Raw genomic sequence first — 20,025 nt, 5'->3', positions numbered from 1 at the left:
GGCTATCGTAAACTGGATCTGGCTGTTCTTTATCGTATGCGGATTTGCCGTCGCCGCCGCCCAGGGCAATATTGACGCGGTTACGAAGGCGGTGTTCGACGGCGCCAAAAACGGCGTGACGATCAGCTTCGGACTCATCAGCATTCTCGTCTTCTGGCTCGGCATGATGCGGATCGCCGAGGATTCCGGACTGCTGCGTAAAGTGGCGAAAGGCTTGCGGCCCCTCGTGCGCCTGCTGTTTCCCGACGTTCCGAAGGATCATCCGGCCGTCGGGTACATCATGTCGAATATGAGCGCCAATCTGCTCGGGCTCGGCAATGCCGCGACGCCGATGGGTATCAAAGCGATGCAGGAGCTGCAGACGCTGAATCCGGACAAAAGCACGGCTAGCCCGGCCATGTGTACGCTGCTTGCCTTGAATACGGCCAGCATTACGCTTATTCCGACTACGCTTATTGCGATCCGGATGAACTACAATTCGGCGAATCCGGCGGAAATCGTCGGCACGACGCTTCTCGCCACCGCCGTTGCTACGCTTGCCGCCATTGCGGCCGACCGGTATTGCCGAAGAAGGCTGCTGGCCAAAACAGTGCCGAAAGGGTGATCGCGGTTGTACTCGCTCGTCTCCATTTTATCCGCCTGGGCGATTCCAGTACTAATCGCCCTTATCCCTTTATACGGAATGTCGAGGAAGGTGCCTGTTTACGAGTCCTTTGTCGAAGGCGCCAAAGACGGCTTCGATACGGCTGTAAAAATCATTCCGCATCTGGTCGGCATGATGGTGGCGATCAGCGTGTTTCGCGCTTCGGGAGCGATGGACCTGATGATCGGCTGGCTGAAGCCGCTGCTCGCTTATGCCGGGGTGCCGAGCGAGGTGCTGCCGCTCGCGATACTTCGCCCGATAACGGGGTCCGGCTCGCTCGCCTATACCGCCGATCTCATCGGCCAATACGGCCCCGATTCGCTGATCGGGCGAATGGCCTCGACCATTCAGGGAAGCACGGATACGACGTTGTATGTGCTTACCGTTTACTTTGGGGCGGTCGGCATCCGGCAAGGGCGTTATGCGCTTAAGGTAGGGCTGTTTTCCGATCTGGTCGGCTTTGCGGCATCGGTTGCCATCTGCTTGCTCGTGTTCGGCTTGACCGGGTAAACAGCTGTGCCAAGGTTGATGTTCATATAAAGGATACAACATGGCCCTGAACGTTGGTCGGGGCTTTTTTGGCGCGCGCACTTTTTTCGCATGCCTACATATAATAGTAGCCAGATCGAAGAACGGGTGAAGCGACTATGCGGCCGATCGGCATCACGATCCATCAATCGTATTGCTCCGAGATCAACGGCAAAGGATACGATTTTTACATTACAAGAAACGGAGATATTGTTCCGTCCGCCGAATCTACCGATCCGGAGCGGATTCATATCTGCGTGGAGGGCGACTTTTCACGTCCCGAGGAAACGGCGTCCGGCTACAGGGAAGAGCAATTTTACATCGTCCGGAAGCTGGTGCTCCGGCTTGCGGAAACGTTCGGCTTTGAGGCGGGAAACTTGATCTCGCATACGGACTGTTGTCCGGGGAAGCACTTTCCGTGGTCGGAACTTGTGATTTCGCCTAAGGATGGTTATCATTAGGTTGAGGTGACGATTAGTGGAGCGATTGCAAAAAGTGTTGGCCCAGGCCGGAGTAGCTTCCAGGCGCAAATGCGAGGAGTATATATCGGCAGGCAGGGTGCAGGTGAACGATGAAACCGTTACGACGCTGGGGGTGAAGGTCGACCCGGCCGTAGACAGTATAAAAGTGGACGGACGCCTGATTAACAAGCAGCGGAATCAGTACATTTTGTTCAACAAGCCGAAAGGCGTCATTACAAGCACGACCGATCCGGAAGGGCGCAGCGTCGTGAACGATTATTTGAAGGATATTAAAGAAAGAATTTATCCGGTCGGGCGTCTCGACTATGACAGCGAAGGACTGCTGCTGCTCACGAACGACGGGGAGCTGGCCAACCTGCTCACGCATCCGAGGCATCATGTGCCGAAGACGTATCATGCAACCGTCGAAGGCGTGCCGCACGGCGATTTGCTGGACAAGCTCCGAGCGGGAGTCAAGCTGGAGGACGGCATGACCGCGCCGGCGGAGCTGGAATATCTCGACATCGACCCGGAGAAAAACGAAACGATCATTTCGATTACGATTCACGAGGGACGCAACCGGCAAGTGCGCCGCATGTTCGAGGCGATTAAGTATCCGGTTATCCGACTGAAGCGCGTACAGTTCGGGTCGCTGCTGCTCGCAGGGCTTCAAAGAGGGAAGCATCGGAAGCTCACAGCCCAGGAAGTCGAGGAGCTCCGGCAAAGTGCGGTGCAGTCACATAATGTTCAAAAAACTTCGGAATGACGCGGTTTTTTCTGATGCGATTTCGCTATAATGAGTGTAGCCGCATGGATGAAAGGAAGCGAAGGTGATCCGAGATGCGCGGACGTAATAAGTGGATTCAAGGCATCATTTTAACTGCGGTTTTGCTGATCGGGGGATATACGATAGGGAGCAGCTTGTTCGCCAAGGAAGACATTCCGCGGGAAGGGAGCACTGCTCCTGATTTTTCGTTAACGGGGCTGGACGGCAGCAAAGTATCTTTGTCCGATTACCGCGGGAAGCCGGTCATCGTCAACTTCTGGGGCTCCTGGTGCGAGCCGTGCATTCGCGAGATGCCGGCCATTCAGCGCCAGTACGAGAAGTGGAAGGACAAAGGGCTTGTTGTGCTCGGACTAAATCTCGACGAAAGCAGGGTGACCGTGCAAAGCTTTGTTCAGCAAACCGGCGTTACGTTTCCCGTGTTGTTCGACAAGGAGCTGCGGATGCGGGACCGCTATGCGGTTCGTTATTATCCGACGACGTTTTTTATCGATCCGCAAGGGAAAATCGTCAAAATTGCGGTTCTGGAAATGGACGACGCTTATATCGAGCAGACGATCCAGCCGCTGCTGAAACAGTAAAGGAGCGATACACTCCGTGATTGCGAATACGAAATGCGAGTGCGGACACCAAAATCATGTGGGTACCGTCTTATGCGAGTCATGCGGGAAACCGCTTTTCGACGACAAGGGCGAAGCTCCGCTCGAGATGAGATACGACGGCGTAGCCAGACGATCGCAAAAAACGAACCCGTCTGTGCTCGATCGATTGTGGAATTTTTTCTCATCCGTGAAGGTAGCGGTTTATCTGATTTTGGCCACGCTCGTCGGCTCTACGCTCGGATCGATTTATCCGCAGGAAAATACGTTTCTGAATGTGGATCCGGCCAAGTATTATAAGGAAACGTATGGCTGGACCGGCGATCTGTATTACAAGCTCGGCTTGTCCGACACATACAGCTCGTGGTGGTTTATCGGACTGCTTGTATGCATCGGGACCTCGCTCGTCATATGCAGTCTGGACCGGGTACTTCCGCTATATCGTGCGCTTAGCAAGCAGCAGATCCGCAAGCATATGAGCTTCTTGATGCGTCAAAATGTCGTGTACACTGGCACGCTGGCCTCCTCCGGCTCTACCATAGCGGAGCCTGAAGCATGGGTGCAGGATACCGCCGCCAAGCTGCGCAAAAAAGGATATCGGGTACATACGGACGGCGCGGCGCTGCTCGCGGAGAAGCACCGCTTCAGCCGATGGGGGCCGTACGTCAACCATATCGGCCTCATTATCGTTTTGCTGACGATTTTGTTGCGAACGCTTCCCGGCTGGCAGATGGACCAGTATATCGGCTTTCTCGAAGGGGAGCCGACGAAAATTCCGGACACGCGGTATTATCTCGAGAACGACCAGTTTAATGTTGAGTTTTACAACGAGAATGAGATGACGGAAGCCTTCCGCGAGAAGGGGCAAACGGTAGCAAAGTTGTATGAGACGAAGGCCGTTTTGTACGAATGCGTCGCCGATTGCGACAACCCGGACAAGCAGCCTCAGCTGAAGGAGGTTACCCGCCAGACGATCACCGTCAACCATCCGCTGAAGTACAAGGGCTTGTTAGCCTATCAGTTCGATTACTCGCAAACGCCGAAGCTGCTATCGGTAAGGCCGCTGCTGAAAAACAAAACGACCGGACAGTCGTACGGCCCGCTAACGATCCGAATGAAAAATCCGGAGTCCTCCTACACCGCCGGTCCGTACAAGCTTGAGCTGAAGGAGTATTTCCCCGACTTCTCGATTAATGATAAGGGAGTTCCGATTACGGTGTCGAACGAACCGAACGCACCGGCTTTCGTCTTCCTCATTACGGGACCGGATATGCCGAAGGAAGGGCAGTCCTATTTGTACTTCCCGCGCGAGATCGACAAGGTGAAATATAGTCAGGATCAGATTAACGGAGCGTTCAGCAGCGTATGGGATATCTCCGTGAACTCGATGAACGATGTCGAAATCGCCAACTTTACGAGTTATTTGAACATCCGGCGCGATACGGCGCTGCCGTACATTTTCACCGGCGGCATGATTTTCCTTATCGGGGTTGTGATGGGGTTATACTGGCAGCACCGGCGCATCTGGCTCCGCTTTGACGACGGAGATAAGCTGACGCTTGGAGCGCACACGAATAAAAACTGGTACGGACTGAGAAACGAAGTGGCAGCTGTGCTGAATAAAACAGGCATCGCCGTTACTCCGAAACAGTTGGCTAACGAGGTGAACAAATCTTGACGACAGAGTCGCTTAGCGGAACGTTTCTATTGATCGCTTTTATCCTGTATACGTTGTCGTTCATCATTTTCGGCATTGCGGTGACGGGGAAAAAATGGAGCGAGCGAGACCCGGAGAAGCATGTGAAGCGGTGGGGCAGACTGGGACTGGTGCTTACCGTTTTCGGTCTTCTCTTCCAGTTCGGGTATTTCATTACCCGCTGGATTGCGGCAGGGCATATTCCTGTCAGCAATATGTTCGAATTTTTAACGTTTTTGTCGATGATGATCGCGCTTGCCTTCATTATTGTGTATGCCATATACCGGACTGCCGTGCTTGGCCTGTTCGCGATGCCGGTATGCATACTGATCCTCGCCTATGCGCTTGTATTCCCGCCGGATATTCAGCCGCTGATCCCGGCGCTGCAAAGCTACTGGCTCAAAATTCACGTCACGATGGCCGCCTTCTCGGAAGCGTTCTACGCCGTTGGTTTTGCGGCCGGTCTGATGTACCTGCTGCGTGTCGTTAATTTCAAGGGTACGTCCAAAGCGGACATCAAAGAGCGGCGCGGCGTGGAAGTCGTTATTTTTGTCGTCATCACTACGCTGGCGTTCGTCATCACCGTGTTTATTTTTAAAGGAATCGGTTATGAGGCGCAGTTTAAGCAGGAAATTACGAAGATCAGTCAAACCGGTCAAGAAACGGTCGAAACGAGCATCGTAGACTACGTGCTCCCGCCGATCGTCCAGCCGTTCAGCAGCACGGTCGTATCGATGCAGCCGTTCCTCGGCATGGACGAGCCTCTGATGACGGCTCCGTCTTGGATGAACGGTATCAATGCAGGGCGCAAGCTGAATACGTTTATATGGTCGCTGATCGCCGGCGCCATCCTGTATGTGCTCATTCGTCTCGCCTTGCGCAAGCAGATCGGTGCGGCGATCCAGCCGGCGATGTCGGGCATGGACGCGGAGGATTTGGATGAAATTAGCTACCGCGCGATTGCAATCGGGTTTCCGCTGTTTACGCTGGGCGCGCTCATCTTCGCGATGATATGGGCTCACGAGGCGTGGGGACGCTTCTGGGGCTGGGACCCGAAAGAAACGTGGGCGCTTATTACTTGGCTGTACTATACCGCTTACTTGCACTTCCGCTTGTCCCGCGGCTGGCAGGGCCGCAAGTCGGCCTGGATGGCCGTTATCGGCTTCGTTGTCGTCATGTTTACGAATGTGGGCGTCAACCTGATTATTGCCGGGCTTCACTCGTACGCGGGGGTATAAATATCCCCGCAAAGTGCAGCCCAGGCTTCGAAGCATATTCCAATTACTTTGCGGGGAGCCCCTCAAAAGATGTAATCGAAATAGGATATCCTGATTCCAAGTTGCTGAAGGAGTTGAGCGAATATGGTGGATTTGAAAGCTAATATTCTCGTTGTGGACGACGAGGAGCGCATTCGCCGTTTGCTTCGCATGTACCTGGAGAAAGAAGGCTTCGTCATTGACGAAGCCGAGGATGGAGAGACGGCGCTCGCCAAAGGGCTCGAGGGCCATTACGACTTAATCTTGCTGGACGTGATGCTGCCGGGGATCGACGGAACGGAAGTATGCGCCAGACTGAGACAAGTGAAGGCGACGCCGATTATTATGCTGACGGCGAAGGGCGAGGAAGCGAATCGGGTACAAGGCTTTGAAGTCGGCGCAGACGATTATGTCGTCAAGCCGTTCAGTCCGCGCGAGGTGATTTACCGCGTGAAGGCGATTTTGCGCCGTTCGTCCGCGACCGCATACTTGGCTAAGGATGCCATTCATGCGAGCAACAATATCGTATTCCCGCATCTCGTCATCGAGCACGACGCCCACCGGGTGACGGCTGGCGGACAAGAGGTGGCGCTGACGCCGAAGGAATACGAGCTGCTTCATTATTTGGCTACCTCGCCGGATAAAGTTTTTTCGCGCGAAGACCTGCTGAAGGACGTATGGAACTACGAGTTTTTCGGCGATTTGCGCACGGTCGACACGCATGTGAAGCGGCTCCGCGAGAAGCTCAACAAAGTTTCGCCGGATGCCGCTGCGATGATTACGACCGTATGGGGAGTCGGCTACAAACTCGAGGTGCCTAAATAAGTGAAGCTGTGGACATGGAAAAGCGTTGTCGGCAAGTTATGGATGACGATTATCGGACTGGTTGCCGTTGTTCTTGTGATCAACGGCATCTTTATGGGGCAATTTCTCGATACGAATTTTGCCAATTCCAAAGACCAGGAACGCAGCTTGCAAAAGCTGGCGTCTAAGGTGTCTGCGGATCTGACGCTGCATCGCGATGAATTTTTATATGTGAATGCGGTGGCGGAGCTGCTGGATGCGCAGGATGCGGCCATGATTGTGTTGAACGACAAGCTGGACGAGATGATTCCGGCCTCGAAGGTGACGCAAATTCCGAAGCTGAATGCGCTGAGCTTGTTTGAGCCGGATCAGCTCAGGCAGGTGCTCGGAGGGAGCACACGACCTTCGATCTATTTCGATGGGCAGTCGGGCAGGCGCTTTTTGGCCGTCGCGGTTCCCCAATACGAGGCAGACAAAAGCAGGGCGATCGGCGTCGTTATTTTGTACCAGGCGCAGATCGCGCTCGACTATACGCAGGCGTATTTTCAGAATTTGTTTGTTATCGCCGGTATTATCGGCTTTTTGTTAACGACACTGTTCGCTTTCTTCCTGTCGAGCCGGATTACGCAGCCGCTGCTGCAAATGAAAAAGGCGGCAGATTTCATTACGCTCGGCGAATACAAGACCCGTGTTCCCGTAACGTCGTCGGATGAAATCGGGCAGCTCGCGGTGGCGATCAACCAGATGACGGAACGGCTCGATCATACGATCAATGCGCTCAATCAGGAGAAGGAGCATCTGTCGAGCGTGCTGCGCAGCATGACCGACGCGGTCATCACGCTGGATGCGGACGGCTGTGTCGTGCTGACGAATCCGCAAGGAGAGAAGCTGGTCAAGGAATGGCATGAAATCGGCTGGGAAGATTCAAGTGGAGATCATTCCGGCAAAATGCGCGCCCCGGACCCTTTGCAGCCGCTGTTCGAGGACGTCGTCAAAAGCAATCGGGATATCGCTTCGACGATTCGCGTTCGCAGCAGCGTTTACTCGGTTGTTATGGCGCCGCTATATTCCATAGAAGGTTTGCGCGGGACGGTCGCCGTGTTGCGGGACGTGACGGAGGAGCATCGGCTCGATAAATTGCGCAAAGATTTCGTCGCCAACGTCTCGCACGAGCTGCGTACGCCGCTGTCGATGCTGCAGGGCTATAGCGAAGCGCTGCTTGACGATATTGCCGCGACTCCCGAGGAACGGCGCGAGTTGGCTCAGGTCATTCATGACGAGTCGCTTCGTATGGGACGTCTCGTCAAAGATTTGCTCGATCTGGCCCGTATGGAAGCGGGACATATGGAGATGAGCTTCCGCGAATTCGAGCTGGAGCCGCTTCTCCAGCGCGTCCATCGCAAGTTCGGCGCGCTTTGCAAGGAGCGCGGCATCAGCCTGAAGCTGAACGTGCATCCGATCGACATCACGATGCGCCATGCCGATGAGGACCGGCTGGAACAGGTGCTGACGAATCTGCTCGACAATGCGATCCGGCATACGCCGGAGGGGGCGTGGGTCGAAATCCGGGTGAACACGCAAATGGAGCAGCAGGGCGAGACGGTCGTCATCGAAATCGCGGACGGTGGCCGGGGAATTCCGCCGGAGGATCTGCCGTTTATTTTCGAGCGATTTTACAAAGCGGATAAGGCAAGAACAAGAGGTTCTTCCGGCGGCACCGGTCTCGGCCTTGCGATCGTCAAAAATATTGTCGACGCGCATCAGGCGACAATTGGGGCGCAGAGCGAGCTAGGTCAAGGCACCACCTTCACGATCCAGCTCCCGAATCGGGCGAGATCGGTATAGGTTAAGAACGTACCAAAAAACGGCGGCGAAGCTAAGCTTCACCGCCGTTTCGATTTCTTCAGTTCCTTACTTCCCGGTGATTCGACGGCCGCATGACGGAAAGCGTCAAATCGGAAGTCGATAGAAGGCTATAAATTGTTGAACAAGCGCGACAAATCTTGTTGTTCGTGAAACATTCCCCTTAAACGGCCTCAAGTGGCATTAGTCGAGCGTAATTTCGCGAACACGCTTGATTTCAGGCAGGGCGGACAACTGGTCCAGCACCGTCTTCGTCGCTTGTCTGTCGATCGTCAGCACCATAATCGCCGAGCCGCCTACATCAGTACGTCCGACCTGCATCGTAGCGATATTGACATCGTTGTTGCCGAGCAGGGTGCCCACACGGCCGATAATCCCTGGCTTATCCATATGCGAGATCAGCAGCAGATGACCTTCCGTTGCGATATCCACCGGGTATGGCCCGATTTGCACGATCCGTTCGCCGAAGCCGGACAAGAGCGAACCCGACAACCAGCGCTCCTCCGTTTTCGTTTTCAGCGAAAGCGTAATCCGGTTCGAGAAACCTTGCGACGAGAGCGATTTCTGGATCACGATATTGATGTCCCGCTGCTTGGCTAAATGCATCGAGTTGACGGCATTGACCTGCTCGGCGCCCAGGTGGTGGGACAAAATCCCTTTCAGCACGTAACGGCTGAGCGGATTCGTATCGAGATCGGCAAGCTCGCCGGAGTAGTTGATCGTAATTTCGCGAACGGCGCCATCGGTCATTTGCGCCAGCGAATTGCCGAGTTTTTCGCATAGCTTGAAGTAAGGCTGGATTTTGTTCAGCAGCTCGGCCGGAATCGGCGGCATGTTCACCGCGTTTTTGAACGGCTCGTTCCGCAGGATGTGAATCACTTGCTCGGCTACGTCGATCGCGACGTTTTCTTGAGCTTCTATTGTCGAGGCGCCGAGATGCGGCGTCACGATAATTTTCGGATGCTTCAGGAACGGATGATCGGCAGCCGGAGGCTCATGCTCGAATACGTCGAAAGCCGCCCCGTGCACGATGCCTTCGTCCACAGCTTCCACGAGCGCCATCTCGTCGATAATGCCGCCGCGCGCGCAGTTCACAATACGCATGCCTTTCTTCATCACTTCGAACTGCGGTCTGCTGATCATATGCCGCGTTTCGTTCGTAAGCGGGGTATGCACGGTCATAAAATCCGCGTTCCGCACGATTTCGTCAACGGTTGCAAGCTTGATGCCGAGCTTCTCGGCGCGATCTTCCGTCATGAACGGATCGTAGCCAAGCACGGACATGCCGAACGCGATCGCGCGTTTCGCTACTTCGGCACCGATGCGGCCAAGTCCGAGCACGCCGAGCGTTTTGTTCCGCAGTTCGACGCCGACGAACGACTTGCGGTCCCAATCGCCGTTTACCGTCTTCATGTACGCTTGCGGAATGTGACGGGCGAGCGCCATCATCATGGCGAACGTATGCTCGCAGGTTGTGATCGTGTTGCCGTCCGGCGCGTTGATGACGACGATGCCGAGGCTTGTGGCGGCTTCCAGATCGATGTTGTCTACGCCGACGCCCGCACGGCCGATGACTTTCAGATTCGTTCCGGCTTCCATGATCCGGCGCGTCACTTTGGTTTGCGAACGAACGAGCAGAGCGTCGAAGCCGCCAATGATTTTAACGAGCTCATCCTCGCCGAGCCCCGTTTGTTTGACGATTTCGATATCGCTTGCTTCCGTAAGCTGCTGCAAGCCCAGATCGCTAATCGGGTCCGATACCAATACTTTAAACATTTGTGAATACTCCTCCTTAAGTCTTCTGTCAGTATGTGTTATACAAAAGCAAAAAACTCCCGTTCCCATGCAGATATGTATCCGCATATAGGGACGAGAGTCTGGTTCGCGATGCCACCCTAATTCGCGATACATTCGCATGTACCGCCTTAGTCGGTCCGGCCTGTCGGCGGACCAGAGCGTTAACGGGCTCAGCCGGCTGCGCTTGGCGTACGGTTTCGCGCATCGACTCGGGAGTGGATCGTAAGACGTTCGCCACCGGTTCGCAGCAACCACCGGCTTTCTGTAGGCTTCCTTCCTACTATTCTCCGTCATTGTCATTTACAAGATTTCGTTGTTTGATCAGCTGCTAATCTTTACGAAGAACTTCGATCAGAAGCTTTTTTATACTTTACCACGCTGACGCAGGCGTGTCAATGAATTTAAGACACATTTATGACACCACGAAACAGAGAGGACGGGTTCTTCGAAAAATGGACACAATTCGAGCCGCCGGTAACCGGAATGCGGTTTGTATGGCAGGCAAACTTGAACTTGCCAGTCTTTTTCGCTATCTTCTAAATATGAGAGGCGATGGTCCTTGTAACCTGGAGCTACTTATTTTCGTAAAAGAAAGGCAGCTGCGGGATCGTTTCGCCCGAATACCATTTCTCCTTGCTCGAAAGATAATCGCCTTTACGGGCTGCGTTCGTATCGATCAGCACGTTCACGATCGACTCGATATCGTTCAGGTTCATTTTTTTGGCTTGCCCGTTCGATAACATCTCGTCCACCCGGACCGTCAAATCCTGCGGGTATTGCGGCCCGAAACGTTGATCCTTCAGCATAATCGAGGATACGGCTGCATTTTTGACGTTCAAATTCATCTGGCTCCAGTCTTTGGCTGTCAAATTCGGTAAACCGAGCAGTTTGACGCCTTTCACCTCGGCTTCGATCGTTTCGTTCCATTTGACGATGGCGGCATAATACTGCTGCTGGGCCTGCAGCGCCAGTTTCTTTGCTTCGCGCGTATAGGAATCGCCGTCGATCTCGTCAATCAGAGCGCCCGGTTTCATCGCATTGGCCTTCGATTGATATTGTTTCGTTGTTTGTGCAAACAGCTTCATGCTCTTAACCAAATTTTGATGCGCTTCTCCAAGCAGCGGAGACGTGTCGGACGTAGCGGCGTTTGCCAGAGCGGAATACTTCTCGTCGGCGCTTTTGGACAATTCCTTCATAACCGCGGAGGCATCGACTCCGTTTTGCAGCTCAAGCTCTTTCATTTTGTCGAACCAGCGGTTCGTAAATTCGCGATAAGGCGCGTAGATCGTATGATAAAAGGAAACGAGATACTGCTGATCGTAAGCTCCCGGCCTCGCGGCGGCTTCTTCCTTCGGTGTTGTTTTCGCCAAAAATTCGGCTTCCGCGCGGTTTTGACCGATCTGAAAGCCAAAGAAAAAGGCCCCGGCTACACAGACGAGCATAAATACGAGAATAAGCGAAAAAATGTAGTCCGTGCGGGTAAGACGCGATTCCATAATATGACCCCTTGTCCAGAATGTTTTTTAGTATAGGCTATTCTACCTAAAATGTGAACCGTGTGCCCCGGAGGGACCATGAAAAAAATAAACTTCAAACGTTTCCGCATCCGCAAAATCGATCCGAGCGAGTTGGACGACCGGCTGCTGCTGATCAATTTGTACATGACGCAAGCCATTACTTTTATTATCGGCATCATCATCGTATTATTTCAGTCCCAATCGCTGATTGATCTGCTGCGGCTTCCAGATCGGCTGTCGGCATGGGGATGGGCGCTTCTGTTTACGGCGGCCGTGCTGCTGCTGGATTTTCTGATCGCCCGCTGGGTGCCCGAGGAAGTAACGGACGACGGCGGAATCAACAAGAAACTGTTCCGGCTGCGCCCGTTATGGCATATTGCGGTCCTGTCGTTCGTCGTCGCAGTCTGCGAGGAACTGCTGTTTCGCGGCGCGATCCAGCATGCGCTGGGCCCGTATTGGACGAGCATCCTTTTTGCCGCGATTCACGTTCGTTATTTGCGCCATTGGCTGATGACGGGGATGGTATTTGCGATCAGCTACGGCCTGGGCAAAATGTACCTGTTGACCGGCTCGCTGTGGACGCCGATCGCCGCTCACTTTGCCATCGATTTTGTGATGGGCTGCCTGATTCGTTACGGAAAGGATGAACAAGATGGGGAAGGCTGACAGCAAGAGCCGTACACAGCAGGGTAAACAGCAAATGCCAGGCGAAGATGAAATGCGCCTTCCGCCAAGAAGGGTCATCCACGCAACCGATAATACGAAAGCGACCCGCATTTTTCACGCAAGTCTCGTCGTACTGCTCATCCTGTTAACAATGGGAATCATTTTCTGGTATCAGATGTACGGGGAGTAGGAGTTAGCCGTGTCAATCGATGCAGGGTCGACGAAGGAGTAGCCTTTCTCTTCGAGCTTTGTTAGCAGATCGTCGAGCGCTGCGGCTGTCCAGGGCAGCTCGTGCATTAAAATATTGCTTCCCGGATGCAGCTGCTGCAAAACCCGTTCGATGACACGTTCCGGTTTTTGGTTTTGAACGAGCCAGTCCTCCGAGCCGTTCGACCACGTCATGAACAGCAGATGTTCTTCCTTCGCCTTCTTTTTGACGAGCGCCCCGCTCGAACCGAAAGGAGGCCGGAAAAACGTCGGAGCCGCTCCGATCGTCTCTTTTACGAGCTGCTGAACGCTCCGGATCTGCCGGATCACCTGCTCTTCCGGCTCCCGCTTCAAATCGATATGGTCCCACGAATGATTGCCGATCGTATGGCCTCGCTCATGGAGAAGCAGGAGCAGCTCGGGATGTTTTTGCACGCGATAGCCATTTACGAAAAAGATTGCTTTTGCCCGGTGTTTGGCCAAAGCGGACGTCATCTGCTCGAGAAGAGTGCGGTCATTCGGCCCGTCATCAAACGTGAGCAGCACGACCTTCTTGTCGCCGCTTGGATCTATCGGAACAATATCGTAATTGCTGTTCATGATGTACGTTTTAGCCGCAGCGGCGGCACCGACTAGGTTGAGTTTTTCAAGGCTTCCGCTGTGCTCCTCCGGCGCCGATTGCTGAAGTGACGCTTCGGCGGCGGCAGCCGGCGGTTGGTTGGCGTGACACCCTGCAAGCAGGAAGCTTAAGGCGAAGAGAGCAAGGGCAAGGGGGCTGCCGTGCCGCAAATAGGGGATCATTGTATTCGACTCCCGACGTCTGAGATGAGATTCGGGACTATTTTGGCCTGAGTACAGGAGGAATAAACGGATCGGGTTCCTATTTTTTTCACGTATGACGCAGCGGCCGAGGGACAACCTACACTTGAACCTTAAACACATCAAGGAGGTACAAGCGATGAAAATGGGCGCCTTTCTGCTTGGCGGTATCGTTGGCGCGGCTGCCGTCATGTATATGAACCGGGGCGGCTCCTGGTCGTTTGCCGGAATGTCGGATATGTTCGGCACTTCGATGAACGGAGCCAAAGCGAATCAAAGAAACAATCGGCATTTCCGCTCCTCCTCGTCGTCTTCTCATACCCGGGATATGAGCCGCGATAACGGTCGTAACGCCGGTCGCGACGATGCGGATTTCAAGGAAATGGAGAACATGATCAAGAGCGATCCGAACGTGAAAAAAGAGGTTGATGAAATACTCGGCCAATCGGGTCGGTCGTATACACAGTAAAATAGAGGGTCTAAAAAAAAGTCCGTTTTCCTTCAGGGGAAGCGGGCTTTTTTTTAGTTAAGTTTTAAGTAGCGTCGGCAAAAAAAACATGGTAACATGGACTATACATGCCCATGTTTTCAACTCACCATTTTTTGAATAGCATCATACTCTGTTACAACAGAGGTGGAAGGGAGGTCCTGTCATGAGAATTGAACGTCTGAGTGTAGATAAGATAAGGATTTTCCTGACATTCGACGACCTGACGGAGCGCGGCATCCAAAAAGAGGATATGTGGCGCGAAATTCCGAAAGTCCATGAACTGTTCAGCGAGATGATGGAGCAGGCACATACAGAGCTCGGCTTTGACGCATCGGGACCGCTTGCGGTGGAAGTTTTCGCGCTTCCGGCACAAGGAATGGTTGTGATCGTAACTCGAGGTAAAGTTCAAAATCCGACGGACCCGGTCGACGAAGAAGAAGCGGAAGAAGTTTACGAAATGGAAGTGACCCTGGAGCAAAGCGACGTCATCTCCTATGCCTTTCACGACTTCGAATATTTGCTTAAGGCTTCTCACGTAGCGTCCAGAATCGGCGTTACCGAAGGAGTTCTTTATTCTTATAAAAATAAATACATTTTGCAGATCGACCCGGAAGAGATGGAGGAGCCTCTGTATCAGGCCCTAATCGCCATCTTGTCCGAATACGGGGACGCTACCTCGGTTACAACCGCGGTTTTGGACGAATACGGCAAAAAAATTATCGATGGAGCGGCTATTCAAACGCTATGCGAGCATTTCCATAAGTAACGGATACTCGGAAATCGCCATAATGGATAACGAGCAGCATCTTCGAAAACGAACGTTTTTGCGGATGCTTTTTCCTGTTCCGGGGCTCCCCGCAAAGGTTTTGGAATAAGGAGTTTTAGGAGGGATGATCGATGGAATGGCTCTCGGTCGTTACAGCCGCTGTAGCGCCCGGAATCGCACTGCTATCCTATTTCTATTTGAAAGATCGGTACCACTCCGAGCCGATCCATATGGTCGCCCGCTTTTTCTTATATGGCGTCCTGCTCGTATTTCCTACGATGGTGCTGCAGCGAGCGCTCGTGCTCGGCTTCGGCGATAACCCGGCCGTGTTCGCTTTTGGCATAACGGGTACGATCGAGGAATTTTTCAAATGGTTTATTTTATATTATGCGATATACAAGCATACGGTGTTTGACGAGCCTTATGACGGGATTGTGTATGCGGTCGCCGTATCGCTCGGTTTCGCTACGCTGGAGAACGTCATCTATGCGCTGCTGAATCAATTTTCGTTCTCTGCTTTGCTGTTCCGCGCTTTTCTGCCTGTATCCGGCCACGCCTTGTTTGCGGTCATGATGGGCTATTATATGGGCAAAGCGAAGTTCGGCAATCCGAAGCACCAATCGAGGCTGCTGCTCGCTTCGCTCGCCGTACCGATCTTTTGGCACGGGACGTTCGATTATATTTTGCTGCAAACGAAAACGTACTGGATCTGGTTCATCGTACCGGTCATGGTTTATTTATGGGTTCGCGGCATCGGCAACGTCAACCGGGCGAATGCCAAATCGCCTTTTCGCTCCGTACGCCCGGAGGAAGAGATTGAAATATGAAAAATCCGGTTATACTTCCGGTATAAGGTAATGAGAAAACCGGAGGAAACATATGATAGGAACGAGAGTGAAAGTATCGATCCGATGCTTGCGGTGCGGAGAACGGTTCGTGCTTCGCGGCAAGGAGGAAAAAGGACGCATCGAAACAGGATTCAAGATGTGTCTGTGCAACAATCAAGTCGACTTCGAGATTGAACCGACCCCATAACTTTGGGCGAACAAGCGAAGGAAGTCTTGCATAACGCAAGACTTCTTTTTGTTTTTTCCAGGACGCATATTTAGGCGCGCCGGACATGCATAAACATTCGGCAATAACGAAAACTATATCTCAAATGTGGTAATGGAAGGGAGCGAAAACACCATGTACAAAAGGCTGAGTGCCATCCTATTTCCGATCATGACGGTGCTGCTTGTCGGTGCGGTGTTGTGGGGGTATCAGGTCAACCAGGAGAAAAACTCGATTTTGATCAAGGCGGAAAATCAGTACCAGCGGGCGTTTCACGATTTGTCGTACCATGTCGACAAGCTTCATTCGGAGCTCGGCAATACGCTTGCGCTGAACTCGCAGTCTTACGCTTCACAGCGCAAAGGGCTTATCAACGTATGGCGGATCACGAGCGAAGCGCAAAACGAAATCAACCAGCTTCCGCTTACGCTGCTTCCGTTCAACAAAACGGAGGAACTTCTCAGCAATATCGCCAATTTCTCGTATCGCGCCTCGGTCCGGGATTTGACGAAGGAGCCGCTGAGCGAAGACGAGATGAAAACATTAACGGCGCTGTACGAGCATTCGAAGCAAATCTCGAGTGATCTGCGCGACGTGCAGTCCAAAGTAATTGCAAGCAGCTTGCGCTGGATGGATGTCGAGGTGGCGCTCGCCTCGGAAGAAAAAATGCTCGACAATACGATTATCGACGGATTCCAGACGGTGGATAAAAAGGTAAGCGAATATAAGGAAATGAACTGGGGTCCTTCGATGGCCGCCATGTTCGAGAAGCGGACGTACACGGCTTTATCCGGTCAAGAAGCCACAGAGGACGAAATCAGACAAAAAGCGGCCAAAATCATGAACGACAAACCGCTGTCCGACGTTCGTGTCGTAGAAAACGGCGCCGGCACCGAGTACCATTCGTACAGCTTATCCGGCAAAAACGAAAGCGGCGGAGACGTTTCGATGGATTTTACGAAAAAGGGCGGCCAGTTAATCTGGTTCATGAACCCGCGCGACGTGGCCTCAACCGGAATTAGCCCGGAGCAGGCGAGAGATGCCGCCGGCACGTATTTGGCCGCGCACGACTATCCCGACATGACGCCGATCAGCTATGACGCTAGTCATCATATCGCCAGCCTGACGTTCGCGGCGAAGCAAAACGACGTGATTGTTTTCCCGGAAAAGGTGACCGTCAAGGTGGCGCTCGATAATGGCGATGTGATGGGCATTCAGGCCGCCGATTACATTTTCGAGCATAAAAAGCGCGATCTAAAAACGCCGGCGCTTACGATGGAGGAGGCGAAAAAGTCGCTGCATTCGAACTTTAACACACTCAACCAGTCGCTGGCGCTTATTAAAAACGATATCGACCAGGAAGTGCTCTGCTATCAGTTCACTGGGGGCGTAAACGGTTCGACGTACCGGATCTATATTAATGGAGATACGGGAGCTGAAGAGAAAGTCGAGCAGCTGCGTCACGCCGAGGCCGAAGCCGTATCTTGAAGAGCAATCGACAAAAGCCGTCAAAAGACGGCTTTTTGCGCGTTGCGCTGATTTTGGGGTATTGTGTAGGGGGAATTCATAAATTTGATGTTCGCATGTCATCCGCCCGTGGTATAATTGTACTACCTGACAATTCGTAGGACTAAAGTATCATAGGGGTCGGGAGGACCATGACGTGCTTCCAAAAGTGAACCAGATTTTATACGTGCAAGTAAATTCGATCGATCCTGAAGAGGCGGGTCAGGAGTTTAAGGCGCGAATTGCCGATATCAACTCGAGTTACATATCGATGGAGGTTCCGATCCACGACAAGACCGGTCATTTGAAGCGGCTATACTCCGGCGACCAGCTCAGCGTTTATTTTATGATGGAGGGCGGCGTCAAACATTACTTCAATACGGTCGTGTTAGGCTTCAAAGAGGAAGTGATCCGGCTAGTCCTGATCAAACCGCCGGAGCCGGATCAGATTACGAAGGTGCAGCGGCGCAATTTTTTGCGCGTGCCGGCCGAGCTTGAGATAGCTGTGAAGGCGTCGGACAAGCTGATGTTTACCGCTCTGACGAACGACGTAAGCGGCGGAGGCGTTTCGCTGGAGTGCGACGAACGGATTGCAGTCAAAGAGCGCTCCGCGATCGAATGCTGGGTGCTCATTCCGTATCGTAACGGCACGATCGAACATGCTTATTTCAAAGGGGAAATCGTTCGGGTGAAGCCGCTCGAGAACGGGAAAAACATTGTGATGGTTCAGTTCACAGACATTCCCGATATCGAGCGACAGCGCGTCATCCGGTACTGCTTCGAGCGTCAGCTGGACATCCGCAAGCAGTAACAGGAAGGCAAGCCTTTGGAAGCGAATGCCCAGCCGCGATCGTGGGCATACTGCTACGATCGAACCAAAAACGGTGGGAACTGGGCATGCCTGACGACTATACGGATAATGCTGCCAATGCAGCGGACGGACAACAGCATACGGATTCGGTATCGAATCGTGCCTGCTACGAGGACACCTTTATCGCTTTTTCCAGCCGTTTCGAGACGTTTTTGCGCCGGGCGGCAGGGACGGGACTGGTACTTCTAGTCGCTGCGCAGCTGCTGCTATCCGTCCCGGTCATCAGGGCATGGATCGTCCCGGTAGAGCGGATGGAAGGCGTCCCGTTTCAGCGCTATCGTTCTCAGGACGGGCCGTAATTGTTTTGCAACGACAGTGAGGGTATGGTATAATTTCTTACGATAATGCAGGCATGGCCTGCTTTTTTCCAGTTCAGTCGATCGGAGCAACCTGCACAGTCGTAAGGGAGGACGCTTTTCGTTGGACAAATTTAATATTGCGATCGACGGACCGGGTGCTGCCGGCAAGAGCACCGTTGCGCGGATCGTCGCCAAACTGCTCGGCTTTGTTTATGTTGATACCGGAGCCATGTACCGTGCAGTGACCTGGAAAGCGCTTCAAGCGGGCATCTCGCCTGCGGAAAAGCAGCGGCTTACCGAGATGGCTTCCGCGCTTCGCATCGAGCTGCATCCTGGCGAACAAGCCCAGCAGGTGCTGCTGGACGGCGAAGACGTGACCGACTATATTCGTTCTATAGCGGTGACCCAGAACGTATCCGCTATAGCGGCGATTCCGGAGATCCGTCGTCTGCTTGTAGATAAGCAGCAGGACATGGCGCGCTCCAAAGGCGTAGTGATGGACGGGCGCGATATCGGCACGCATGTTTTACCGGACGCGGAGCTGAAAATATTCATGACGGCCAGCGTGAGGGAACGGGCCGAGCGGCGTTACCTGGAGATGAAAGCGAAGCACGAAGACGTCACGCTCGAGCAGGTGGAGCAAGAAATAGCCGAGAGGGATCGCAAGGACGAGCAGCGCGAAGCGTCGCCGCTTGTTCAGGCGCCGGATGCGGTCCTGCTCGACACGAGCGGCCTCACCGTTACCCAGGTCGCGGAGCGCATTCTGGAGCTGGCGCAAGCGGCAGCAGGCAAGGGGATCCGATAATATGTCGTTATACCGATTCGGCAGATTCGTATGCCGCGTCTTTTACAAAACGGTTTACAGGTACGAGACGACCGGGCTTCATCACATTCCGGACAAAGGACCGGTCATCCTGTGCTCGAACCATATCAGCACGCTGGACCCGCCGCTTGTCGGGATTGCGCTGTCACGCAAGGTGCATTTCATGGCCAAGGCGGAGCTGTTCAAAATCCCGGTATTCGGATCGATGATTAAAGGTTTGGGCGCTTTTCCGGTAAAACGCGGCGGTGTAAGCAAAGAGTCGATCCGTGCGGCGCTGCAGCTCCTCGGAGACGATGGCGTGCTGGGCATCTTTCCGGAAGGAACGCGGGGCGGCGGCATGGGTAAAAAAGGGGCGGCAAGTCTTGCGTTTCGTTCCGGCGCAGCCGTGATTCCGGTGGCGATTATCGGGGAGTACAAGCCGTTTCGCAAAATGAGGGTCATTTACGGCGAGCCCGTAGACTTAACTTCTTTTAGCGAACAGGCAAACTCGGATTCGCTCGAACAGGCCACCGAGCATATTATGTCAACCATAAAAAGTCTCAAGCAGGCGCATTCGTAAGTTGCATTTGCTCGCAGA

General features: G+C 53.4%; 22 protein-coding genes and 1 other annotated feature. Of the genes, 19 read left to right on the top strand and 3 right to left on the bottom strand.

The features are described 5' to 3' along the window. Positions 1–4 precede the first annotated feature (4 nt). From D7M11_RS11565 to D7M11_RS11525, 9 genes are all read left to right on the top strand, one after another. Positions 5–604: a nucleoside recognition domain-containing protein gene (locus D7M11_RS11565; RefSeq protein WP_120747371.1), complete on the top strand. Its 600-nt coding sequence runs from the start codon at positions 5–7 to the stop codon at positions 602–604. Between the two features lie 6 nt (positions 605–610). Beyond that, positions 611–1,153 (top strand): spore maturation protein, encoded by a 543-nt coding sequence (locus tag D7M11_RS11560; protein WP_120747370.1) that lies wholly within the window; start codon positions 611–613, stop codon positions 1,151–1,153. A 137-nt stretch (positions 1,154–1,290) separates the two neighbouring features. Next, positions 1,291–1,632: a hypothetical protein gene (locus D7M11_RS11555; RefSeq protein ID WP_120747369.1), complete on the top strand. Its 342-nt coding sequence runs from the start codon at positions 1,291–1,293 to the stop codon at positions 1,630–1,632. Positions 1,633–1,648: 16 nt separating this feature from the next. Then, positions 1,649–2,398: a pseudouridine synthase gene (locus D7M11_RS11550; RefSeq protein ID WP_120747368.1), complete on the top strand. Its 750-nt coding sequence runs from the start codon at positions 1,649–1,651 to the stop codon at positions 2,396–2,398. A 74-nt stretch (positions 2,399–2,472) separates the two neighbouring features. Next, a complete protein-coding gene (gene resA / locus D7M11_RS11545; protein WP_120747367.1) occupies positions 2,473–2,997 on the top strand; it encodes a thiol-disulfide oxidoreductase ResA in 525 nt (174 codons plus the stop codon). Positions 2,998–3,013: 16 nt separating this feature from the next. Next, entirely contained in the window at positions 3,014–4,693 is a 1,680-nt protein-coding gene (gene resB, locus D7M11_RS11540) for a cytochrome c biogenesis protein ResB (protein ID WP_120747366.1), read from the top strand. After that, entirely contained in the window at positions 4,690–5,949 is a 1,260-nt protein-coding gene (ccsA, locus tag D7M11_RS11535; protein ID WP_120747365.1) for a cytochrome c biogenesis protein CcsA, read from the top strand. The genes resB and ccsA overlap by 4 nt, the downstream gene beginning before the upstream one ends. 123 nt (positions 5,950–6,072) lie before the next feature. After that, positions 6,073–6,792 (top strand): response regulator transcription factor, encoded by a 720-nt coding sequence (locus D7M11_RS11530; RefSeq protein ID WP_120747364.1) that lies wholly within the window; start codon positions 6,073–6,075, stop codon positions 6,790–6,792. Beyond that, positions 6,793–8,616 carry an ATP-binding protein gene (locus D7M11_RS11525; RefSeq protein WP_338042487.1) on the top strand — a complete coding sequence of 608 codons (1,824 nt, stop codon included), beginning with the start codon at positions 6,793–6,795 and terminating at the stop codon, positions 8,614–8,616. 201 nt (positions 8,617–8,817) lie between these two features. On the opposite strand, the gene serA is transcribed toward D7M11_RS11525, so the two are convergent. After that, a complete protein-coding gene (gene serA / locus D7M11_RS11520; protein ID WP_120747363.1) occupies positions 8,818–10,410 on the bottom strand; it encodes a phosphoglycerate dehydrogenase in 1,593 nt (530 codons plus the stop codon). Positions 10,411–10,496: 86 nt separating this feature from the next. Further along, positions 10,497–10,734, bottom strand: a binding site (T-box leader). 269 nt (positions 10,735–11,003) lie between these two features. Continuing rightward, positions 11,004–11,927: a hypothetical protein gene (locus tag D7M11_RS11515; protein WP_120747362.1), complete on the bottom strand. Its 924-nt coding sequence runs from the start codon at positions 11,925–11,927 to the stop codon at positions 11,004–11,006. 78 nt (positions 11,928–12,005) lie between these two features. Here D7M11_RS11515 and D7M11_RS11510 point away from each other — a divergent pair, with 78 nt between their 5' ends. Then, on the top strand, positions 12,006–12,614 hold the full coding sequence (locus tag D7M11_RS11510; RefSeq protein WP_120747361.1) for a CPBP family intramembrane glutamic endopeptidase: 609 nt from the start codon (positions 12,006–12,008) through the stop codon (positions 12,612–12,614). Between the two features lie 171 nt (positions 12,615–12,785). Here D7M11_RS11510 and D7M11_RS11500 read toward each other — a convergent pair whose 3' ends face one another. Beyond that, on the bottom strand, positions 12,786–13,622 hold the full coding sequence (locus D7M11_RS11500; protein ID WP_120747359.1) for a polysaccharide deacetylase family protein: 837 nt from the start codon (positions 13,620–13,622) through the stop codon (positions 12,786–12,788). Positions 13,623–13,779: 157 nt separating this feature from the next. Between D7M11_RS11500 and D7M11_RS11495 the strand changes: the two genes are divergently transcribed. From D7M11_RS11495 to D7M11_RS11460, 9 genes are all read left to right on the top strand, one after another. Beyond that, positions 13,780–14,109 (top strand): hypothetical protein, encoded by a 330-nt coding sequence (locus D7M11_RS11495; RefSeq protein WP_120747358.1) that lies wholly within the window; start codon positions 13,780–13,782, stop codon positions 14,107–14,109. A gap of 184 nt (positions 14,110–14,293) precedes the next feature. Next, positions 14,294–14,896: a genetic competence negative regulator gene (locus tag D7M11_RS11490; protein ID WP_120747357.1), complete on the top strand. Its 603-nt coding sequence runs from the start codon at positions 14,294–14,296 to the stop codon at positions 14,894–14,896. Between the two features lie 131 nt (positions 14,897–15,027). Then, positions 15,028–15,723: a glutamic-type intramembrane protease PrsW gene (gene prsW / locus D7M11_RS11485; protein WP_120747356.1), complete on the top strand. Its 696-nt coding sequence runs from the start codon at positions 15,028–15,030 to the stop codon at positions 15,721–15,723. 52 nt (positions 15,724–15,775) lie between these two features. Beyond that, a complete protein-coding gene (locus D7M11_RS36725; protein ID WP_168928302.1) occupies positions 15,776–15,931 on the top strand; it encodes a hypothetical protein in 156 nt (51 codons plus the stop codon). Positions 15,932–16,084: 153 nt separating this feature from the next. Continuing rightward, entirely contained in the window at positions 16,085–17,437 is a 1,353-nt protein-coding gene (gene ypeB / locus D7M11_RS11480) for a germination protein YpeB (RefSeq protein ID WP_120747355.1), read from the top strand. Positions 17,438–17,612: 175 nt separating this feature from the next. Then, entirely contained in the window at positions 17,613–18,266 is a 654-nt protein-coding gene (locus D7M11_RS11475; protein WP_120747354.1) for a flagellar brake protein, read from the top strand. Between the two features lie 41 nt (positions 18,267–18,307). Continuing rightward, positions 18,308–18,625, top strand: a complete 318-nt coding sequence (locus tag D7M11_RS11470) for a hypothetical protein (protein WP_193556180.1) — start codon at positions 18,308–18,310, stop codon at positions 18,623–18,625. A 121-nt stretch (positions 18,626–18,746) separates the two neighbouring features. Continuing rightward, complete coding sequence (gene cmk / locus D7M11_RS11465) at positions 18,747–19,430, top strand: (d)CMP kinase (RefSeq protein ID WP_120747352.1); 684 nt, start codon at positions 18,747–18,749, stop codon at positions 19,428–19,430. 1 nt (position 19,431) lies between these two features. Further along, positions 19,432–20,007: a lysophospholipid acyltransferase family protein gene (locus tag D7M11_RS11460; RefSeq protein ID WP_120747351.1), complete on the top strand. Its 576-nt coding sequence runs from the start codon at positions 19,432–19,434 to the stop codon at positions 20,005–20,007. Positions 20,008–20,025: the final 18 nt, after the last annotated feature.

Origin of the sequence: Paenibacillus ginsengarvi (assembly GCF_003626695.1) — a bacterium.
In the GTDB taxonomy this organism is placed as follows: Bacteria; Bacillota; Bacilli; order Paenibacillales; family NBRC-103111; genus Paenibacillus_AB; species Paenibacillus_AB ginsengarvi.
This window is presented reverse-complemented; position numbering and strand designations above follow the sequence as displayed.